The sequence below is a fragment of the Mesorhizobium sp. M7A.F.Ca.US.006.04.2.1 genome (assembly GCF_004022915.1).
GTDB classification, from domain to species: Bacteria; Pseudomonadota; Alphaproteobacteria; order Rhizobiales; family Rhizobiaceae; genus Mesorhizobium; species Mesorhizobium ciceri.
The window spans coordinates 1-7,765 of sequence record NZ_RZQA01000230.1 but is presented as its reverse complement, the minus strand read 5'-3'; the positions used below and the strand labels follow the sequence as shown (position 1 = coordinate 7,765).

Annotated in this window: 8 protein-coding genes and 1 pseudogene; 2 read left to right on the top strand and 7 right to left on the bottom strand. The window is 62.6% G+C overall.

What is annotated here, in order from left to right:
* Both EN925_RS14545 and dhaL read left to right on the top strand, forming a co-directional pair.
* Nucleotides 1–351: dihydroxyacetone kinase subunit DhaK (locus EN925_RS14545; protein ID WP_164894213.1), on the top strand; the 351-nt coding region annotated here is incomplete at its 5' end.
* Nucleotides 352–378: 27 nt separating this feature from the next.
* Nucleotides 379–1,020 carry a dihydroxyacetone kinase subunit DhaL gene (gene dhaL / locus EN925_RS14540; protein WP_127370307.1) on the top strand — a complete coding sequence of 214 codons (642 nt, stop codon included), beginning with the start codon at nucleotides 379–381 and terminating at the stop codon, nucleotides 1,018–1,020.
* A gap of 24 nt (nucleotides 1,021–1,044) precedes the next feature.
* Here the strand turns inward: dhaL and EN925_RS14535 are convergent, their stop codons facing one another.
* From EN925_RS14535 to EN925_RS14505, 7 genes and pseudogenes are all read right to left on the bottom strand, one after another.
* Nucleotides 1,045–1,482 carry an RpiB/LacA/LacB family sugar-phosphate isomerase gene (locus EN925_RS14535; RefSeq protein WP_024502451.1) on the bottom strand — a complete coding sequence of 146 codons (438 nt, stop codon included), beginning with the start codon at nucleotides 1,480–1,482 and terminating at the stop codon, nucleotides 1,045–1,047.
* Nucleotides 1,483–1,577: 95 nt separating this feature from the next.
* Nucleotides 1,578–2,345, bottom strand: coding sequence for a triose-phosphate isomerase (locus EN925_RS14530; protein WP_127384520.1), 768 nt, complete (start codon nucleotides 2,343–2,345; stop codon nucleotides 1,578–1,580).
* A gap of 57 nt (nucleotides 2,346–2,402) precedes the next feature.
* On the bottom strand, nucleotides 2,403–3,341 hold the full coding sequence (locus EN925_RS14525; RefSeq protein WP_013533069.1) for a TIM barrel protein: 939 nt from the start codon (nucleotides 3,339–3,341) through the stop codon (nucleotides 2,403–2,405).
* Nucleotides 3,341–4,858 (bottom strand): glycerol-3-phosphate dehydrogenase, encoded by a 1,518-nt coding sequence (locus tag EN925_RS14520; RefSeq protein WP_127370030.1) that lies wholly within the window; start codon nucleotides 4,856–4,858, stop codon nucleotides 3,341–3,343. The genes EN925_RS14525 and EN925_RS14520 overlap by 1 nt, the downstream gene beginning before the upstream one ends.
* Nucleotides 4,855–6,414, bottom strand: coding sequence for an FGGY-family carbohydrate kinase (locus EN925_RS14515; protein ID WP_127384521.1), 1,560 nt, complete (start codon nucleotides 6,412–6,414; stop codon nucleotides 4,855–4,857). Before EN925_RS14515 ends, EN925_RS14520 begins: the two co-directional genes overlap by 4 nt.
* A 96-nt stretch (nucleotides 6,415–6,510) precedes the next feature.
* Nucleotides 6,511–7,458 carry a D-ribose ABC transporter substrate-binding protein gene (locus EN925_RS14510; protein WP_023756738.1) on the bottom strand — a complete coding sequence of 316 codons (948 nt, stop codon included), beginning with the start codon at nucleotides 7,456–7,458 and terminating at the stop codon, nucleotides 6,511–6,513.
* 32 nt (nucleotides 7,459–7,490) lie between these two features.
* Nucleotides 7,491–7,765, bottom strand: a pseudogene (locus EN925_RS14505) (ABC transporter permease); the annotation flags it as partial.

Genomic DNA, 7,765 nt, shown 5'->3' with positions numbered 1-7,765 from the left:
GGCATCCACGGCGAGCCCGGCATCGCGCGCGAAAAGTTGAAAAAGGCCGACGAGATCACCGACGAGATGCTGGACAGGATCCTCGACGAGATGGCGCCGGCGCGCGGCGACAAGGTCGCGGTGCTCGTCAATTCGCTGGGCTCAACGCCGCTGATGGAACTCTACATCATGAACCGGCGCGTGAAGCAGAGGCTCGATGAGATCGGTGTGTCCATCCACGCAAGCTGGGTCGGCAATTACTGCACCTCGCTCGAAATGGCCGGGGCCTCGATCACGCTGCATCGGCTGGACGGCGAGTTGCAGACGATGCTGGACCACCCCTGCGACTGCGCCATGTTTCGCGCCGGCTAAACCCACTTCTGTGGCAAGGACCAAGACATGACGACAATCGACACCGCCCGCCTTGTCGCGATGTTCGCGGCGATCGCAACCGCCATGTCCGCCGACAGGGACCGACTATGCGCGCTTGACGGGGTTATCGGTGACGCCGACCACGGCATCGCGATGGAGCTTGGATTTTCCGCTGCGCGCGATGCGGTGGCCGGACTGGACACCGCGGCGACCGATCCGACCACCTTGCTGAACACGGCGGCAAAGTCGTTCCTGAATGCGGTCGGCGCCTCCTCCGGTCCGCTCTATGCGACCGCGCTCATGCGCGCCGCGGCAGCCGTCAAGGGCAAGACGGCGCTCGACGACGCGGACGTGGTCGCCCTGTTCCAGGCCATGGCCAAGGGCATTCAGGATCGCGGCAAGGCAGAACCTGGCGAAAAGACGATGATCGATGCATGGGCGCCGGCGGGGCAAGCGGCGGGCGAAGCGCTGGCCTCAGGCAAGGATCTGGCCGCCAGTCTCAAGGCCGCCGCCCAGGCGGCAGAGACAGGCGCGGAAGCGACCAAAGCGATGGTGGCCACCAAGGGCCGGGCATCACGCCTCGGCGAACGTTCGCTTGGCCATATGGATCCGGGCGCTGCGTCCGCCGTCACCGTGATCGAGGCGATGCGGACCGCCTTGACCGACTGATCATCAGCGGACTTGCCGCGTCTTTCAGCGCTTGGCGTCGAGCTTGTCGACGGCCTGCACGTTCGCGGCAGATGGGCCATTCGGATCAAACTCGGAGGCAAGCCATGCGTCGGCGATCGATTTCGCCAGTTCGGGACCGATGACGCGGGCGCCCATGGTGATGATCTGGGCGTTGTTGGACTTGGCGGCGCGCTCCGCGGAATAGGTATCGTGGGTCAACGCGGCGCGAATGCCCGGCACCTTGTTGGCAGAGATGCTGACGCCGATGCCGGTGCCACAAAACAGGATGGCCCGGTCGTAGTTGCCGTCCAGGATTTCGTGGCCGACCGAGGCGGCGATATCGGCGTAGAAGCCGGCCTGGCTCAGGTCGACGACCTGCAACTCCGGCTTGGTGGCGAGATGCTTGGCGATGACATCGAGCAGCGGCTTGCCGGCGCTGTCGGCTCCGAGTGCGATCTTCATGATGATGAACTCCTTTGCTTTTGTCTCTGTCTCTTTGATTTGACGCAATTCCGGACGGAAAACCGCTTCACACTTTCCCGGAATTGCTCGCGCGGTTAGCGCGCGATGGCGGCCGACGCCTTTTTCAGAATGTCGATATAGCCTTCCGCTTGCCACGCCGAGCGGCCGATGAACAGGCCATCAATATGCGGCTGGCCGATAAGTTCGGCCGCGTTGCCGGGGTTGACGCTGCCGCCGTAAAGCACAGGCGTGGCAGCCGGCAGCCGGTCAGCGGCTACCTGCTTGATCAGCGCTTGCTGCTTGTCGGCATAGTCGGCGCTTGCGGGAATGCCCTTCTCCCCGATCGCCCAGACAGGCTCGTAGGCAAAGAGGATTTCCGCCTTCGGTTGATCGCCGCTCAGCTCCTGCAGCGCGCCGAGAACCTGTGCCGTCAGCACCGCCTCGGCGCGGCCTGATTCACGCTCGTCCAGCGTCTCGCCGACGCAGATCAGTGGCACGAAACCGTGCCTGACAGCAGCTGCCGTTTTCAGTCCGACAGTCGCATCCGTCTCGCCGAAATGCTCCCGGCGCTCGCTATGGCCGAGTTCGATTACATCCAGCCCGCAGTCTTTCAACATCACTGGCGAAATCTCTCCCGTCCACGCGCCGGCATCGGCCCAATGCATGTTCTGGGCACCTACCTTCACGCGGGTGTTGGCCAGTGCCGCCTTGACCTGGCGCGCGGCGGTGAACGGCGGAATGACGAAAGGCTGTATCGCCTGATCGAAACCAGGCACGAAGGCGGCCAACGCATCGGCGAACAGCAACGCCTCGGCAAGCGTCTTGTTCATCTTCCAGCTCGTGCCGACCCAATATGGGGCCATTGTTTTTCTCCTTCGATACTCTTGCGGCCGAAGCCGGCTTCCGGGCGACGTATTCGCTCAAGTCCGAGGCTTGAGACTGTCGCGGCCACTGTCGACGTAAGGCGCCCAGAAATCCACCGACTCGCGGATCATCTCGATAACCTGATGGTCGACTGGTTCCCTCTCCCTGAAGGAAAGTTCAAGGCAAATTTCGTTGTCGGTTCCGCCACCCTGCCGAACCGCGTCCAGCAACTTCTGCGGCACTATGCGGCCATCCTTGTTGTAGGCGGCCGTGAACGGCCAATGGCCGCCCTTGTTCATGGAAGACTGCTTGATGTGGATGATCGGAGATTGCAATGGAAACGCTTTCGCCCAGGCGTAGGGATCGGTGTCGGCAGGGTTGGGTGAGGTCACGTCGCCATGGTCGATATCGACCATCATCTTCATCGGTATGGGCAGCTTCGCTGCGTCGATGGCGCCTTGCAGCGTGACGCAGCTTTCGATCGTGTGGCCGAACTCGCGGCCGACCGACATCGGCTCCCAGAACAGGTATGTCAGCCCCGCCGCCCTGGCGTGTTCGGCAACCTCGCGCCAGCATTCGAGCGCGATATCGAGAAGTGCTGCCCGCCGTTGCGGATCGTCAAAGTCCTTGTAGGTGAAGATGGCGAACTGCGTGCCCATGCCTGGCGCGCCGAGTTCGGCGGAAATGTCGGCGAAGGTCTTGAACCAGTCGACATAGTAGCGCCGGACGTCGGCGTCCGGGTGGCCGAAATGGTTGAGCCGGCCATAAGGTCCGGTCATGCCGGAGGTGATCCTGACACCGGTCCGCGAAAGCGCGCTGTTGAACAGGCGCAGGAATTTGGCAATCGTGGCCGCCGGCCAGCCCGGATTGACGAATTCATGCGTCAACTGCACGTCGCGAATGCCGATGCCATAAGCAATCGCGTCGATCAAATCGTCTGGATCGGCGAAGCGATTGACCAGAGGATTGGTGTTGAGGGAAAGCGTGAAGGCCATCAGCCCGCCGTCGCCATGATGTTACCGAACCAATCTTCGAATGCTTTCCGCTCGGCCGCATTGATATGCAGGCCATGCTTTGTGCGGCGTTCCAGTATATCGGCTGATGTGCCAGCCCATTCGGTCTCGACCAGGAACTTTGCCTCCCGTTCATACAGATCGGGACCGAAGCGTCGGCCGAGATCAGCCTCGCTTTGCGCGCCGGCGAGCAATTGCCTGGCGCGGGTGCCGTAGCTTCGAGCGTAGTGCTTCACCAACGACGGGCTGAGCCATGAAAATTCGACATGCAGATCGCTCAGAAACTGCTCGAAGTCCGCATTGGGCAGGTCGCCCCCCGGCAAGGGAATTTTGGCCGTCCAGGCTTTCTTCATCGTCGGAAAGAATGGCTGGATCTTTTCCAGCGCGTGTTCCGACAGCTTGCGGAAGGTGGTGATCTTGCCGCCGAACACCGAAAGCAGCGGTGCGTTGCCGTTGGAGGCGTCGAGTTCGAAAATATAGTCGCGCGTCACCGCGCTTGGATTGTCGGCATTGTCGTCATAGAGCGGACGCACACCGGAGAAGCTGTAGACCACGTCCTGTGGCGTCAGCTGCCGCTTGAAATAGCGATTGACCACCTTGATCAGGTAGTCGACTTCGCTGGCCTCGGCGACCACTTCCTCGGGCCTGCCTTCGTAGGGAATGTCGGTCGTGCCGATCAGCGCCAGATCGTTCTCGTACGGGTTGACGAAGATCACCCGCTTGTCGTTGTTCTGGATGAGATAGGCCTGCCGCCCCTCCCAGAATTTGGGCACGACGATATGGCTGCCTTTTACAAGCCGGACATTGCGCGTCGAATTCTGCCCGGCGACGCGGCTGACAATGTCGTTGACCCAGGGACCTGCTGCGTTGATCAGAGCGCGCGCGCGGACTTTCGTGACGGCGCCCGTGCGGCCATCCTGCATGTCGATCGACCACAGTCCGCCTTCACGGCGCGCCGCGACACAGGCGGTGCGCGTGAGCACTCTGGCGCCTCGCTGCCTTGCATCGAGCGCATTGAGCAGCACCAGGCGCGCATCGTCGACCCAGCAGTCGGAATATTCGAAACCGCGCTTGAATTCGTCCTTGATCGACGCGCCTTCAGGCGAGGTCCTCAGGTTCAGCGTTCTTGTCCCAGGCAGCCGTTTGCGGCCGCCAAGGTGGTCGTAGAGAAACAGCCCGAGCCGGACCAGCCATGCCGGCCTATCCTGCGGGCTGTGCGGTAGAACGAAGCGCATCGGCCAGATGATGTGCGGCGCCGCCTCGAGCAGCACCTCGCGTTCGATCAGCGCTTCGCGAACCAGCCTGAACTCATAATATTCGAGGTAGCGCAGGCCGCCATGCACCAGCTTGCCGGAGCGCGAACTGGTGCCTTGCGCGAGATCGTCTTTTTCGCACAGGATGACGGACAGGCCACGACCTGCAGCATCACGCGCTATGCCGGCTCCATTGACGCCGCCGCCGATCACGAAGAGATCGACGACATCTGTTGTATTGCTCAAGATCTTGCTCCTGTGCGGTGCGCCATGCCCTTCCACACCGGCCGAAGCGCCTGGCGCGCCGCAACGAAGGAAGGGAAGAGCGCATCGTATGTTTGCGAAAGCGCCTCGTCATAGGCATCGCAGTCGCCGAGAAGCGGCGTCACCCATTCGGCGGCGCAGTCTTCCATGGAGCCGTAGACGCCGAGCCCGACCGCGGCCATCATCGCGGCACCCGCCGCGCCGGCTTCCTGGCGGCTGCTGGTGCGCACCTGCGCCCTTGTCGCCGCCGCGACGATGCGACGTAGAGACGGACTGCGCGCTGCGCCGCCCGACAGGCGGATCTCACTCGGCACGGCGCCCATCGCCTGGTAGCAATCGCGAGCGGCGAAGGCCAACCCCTCGAGCACGCCGCGTGCCAGATCGCCAAAGCCATGCTTGACCGAAAGGCCGATGAAGCCGGCGCGTGCGTCAGGGTCGACGAACGGCCCTCTTTCGCCGGCTAGCGATATGTAAGGCTGGTAGATCAGCGATCCCGGCTCCGATGCTTCCATCCAAGCGTCGAGGGCCTTCAGCAACTCGTCATGAGAAGGTTTGCCGCCAGCCGTGGCGAGCACGTCGCGCGCAAGGCCAAGCACCCAGTCTATGTTGAGCGTCGCCGCCATGTTGGATTGCAATTGTGCAAAGGCGCCCGGAATAGGCATGGCGATCGTGTAGCCGGAGCCATCTGCGTTCAGCACGACATCGTCGGGAGTGGCTGCGAAGCGCGTGTGTATGCCGGTCGAGCCGATGACCGTGCAGCCGACATTGCCCGAGGGATCATAGAGGCCGGCTCCGAGCGCCGTCATGACCATGTCGACGTAGCCCAGCACCACCGGCGTGCCTTCGAGCAGGCCGGTCTCCGCCGCCGCCGATCGCGATAGCGGATGATGGTCGGTGGTGCCTTCGAGCATGGGAGGCAACAGGCGGCGATGCGTCGTCAGATCCAGGATGTCGAGGGCTTCGTCGGAATAGGTGCGCGACCGAAAATCGCCGAAGGTGAAGGTTCCCTCGGAGGGATCGGTGGCGCGTTCGCCCGTCATCTTGAAGTAGAGCCAATCCTTGCAATGCAGTGCGGTGGCCGCCCGCTCCAGCATGTCGGGATGATTCTTTTTCATGAAGGCAAGCTGGGCGCCTTGCTGGCAGGAATTCAGCCCCGTGCCGGTCAGTTCGAACCGCCTGCGATCCCGGGGATCGGCGCGCATCTCGTCCACCAAATGTCCGGCGCGGGCATCGAGCCACAGCCAGGCGCGCGAGACAGGCATGCCGTCGCTATCGATCAGCCAGGTTCCGTCGCCTTGCCCGGTGATGGCCACCGCCGCGATTCGTTGCGCGAGGTCGGGAATCTTGGCCGCGAGATCGCGAACGGTCCGCGCCATGTCGCGCCAAGTCTGGTCGAGGTCCTGCTCGGCGCCGCCGCCTTCCAGCGTGACGAAGCTATTGGGCACCGACGTCATGGCGAGCTGCCGCCCGGACAGATCGAAAGCGATCGATTTGATCACCGACGTTCCCGCGTCGATGCCGATCAGCAGGTCTTTCATGCCGCAAATTCCGATTGGTTGCGAAGGCAGTTCACGAGGGCAGTCATTTCGTAGAAGAGGCAGGGGGTGTCCGCAAGGACACCCCCTGTGCAGGTATTACTCAGACAGCACGAAGGGTGCGGTGTACTTGTCGACATTGTCCTTGGTGATGAGAAGGCAATCGAACAGCTGCTTCTCGGTCGCCGCACCGGTGGCACCCGTCTTGATAAACGAGTCCGCCTGCTGCACGGCCTTGGCCGAGAAGATGGCGACCGGCTGAAGCACGGTGTACTGCAGTTCACCGGACTTGATCGCCGCAACCGCGTCCGGGGAGCCGTCGAAGCCACCGACCTTGATGCCGGCGAGCTTGCCAGCTTCCTTCAGCGCCGCAACCGCGCCGAGAGCCATTTCATCATTGCCGCTGATCACGGCGATGATGTCGGGATTGGCTTGCAGCATGCTCTGCATCTTGTCGTGGCCCTGGGTACGATCCCAGTTGGCGACCTGCGAAGCAGCCTTTTCGAGATCCGGGTACTGGCTCAGCACAGTCGCGTAACCGTTCGAGCGCGTGGCGGCATTGTTGTCCGACGGGGCGCCGAGCAGTTCGACATATTTGCCCTTTTCACCGACGGCCTGCACCCACTGCTGGGCACCGAGAGCAGCGCCCTGCGCGTTGTTGGAAACGAGCTGCCCCTTGGCGAGGCCTTCCTGGTTGATCTCGGCATTGACAAGGAACACCGGGATGTTGGCTGCAATCGCCTTCTTCACCGCACCGACAGAGCCGTCGGCGTTGGCCGGATCGAGAATGATCGCCACCGACTTGTTGGTGATGGCGGTGTCGATCAAATTGCTTTCGGTATTGGTATCGCCCTTGTGGGCGCCGACATTGGCCGTATAGCCAAGCTTCTCGGCCTCGGCCTTGGCGACGTTGCCCTCGGTCAGCCAGTAGGGATTGGCCGGATCGTTGACGATGATCGAGATCAGGCCCGCGGCTGACGCGGCGGCCGTGAACCCAACGACCATCGCGGCCGCGAGCAGACTTTTCAGCATGGTTTTCATGTACATTCCTCCAATGATTACGCGGTGTTGCTGCCAGTTCACCTGGCAGTCTTCCCTTGGGCAGGATTGGCCGGTTCGGCCTTCCCCCGTTTCTGAGAAGTCGGTTGGCCACCTGTCGCGCTTGGGAGCTTGCTGCGGCGGCGATACTGAACGGCATTGAGGAGCACGGCGAGCACGATGACCGCGCCGGTGAACACTGTCTGCCAGTAGGATGAGATGCCGATGATCACCAGACCGTCGGACAGGAAGCCGATGACGAAGGCACCGAGCAGGGTTCCGCGGATGTTGCCGCGGCCGCCGGTCAGTGCCGCGC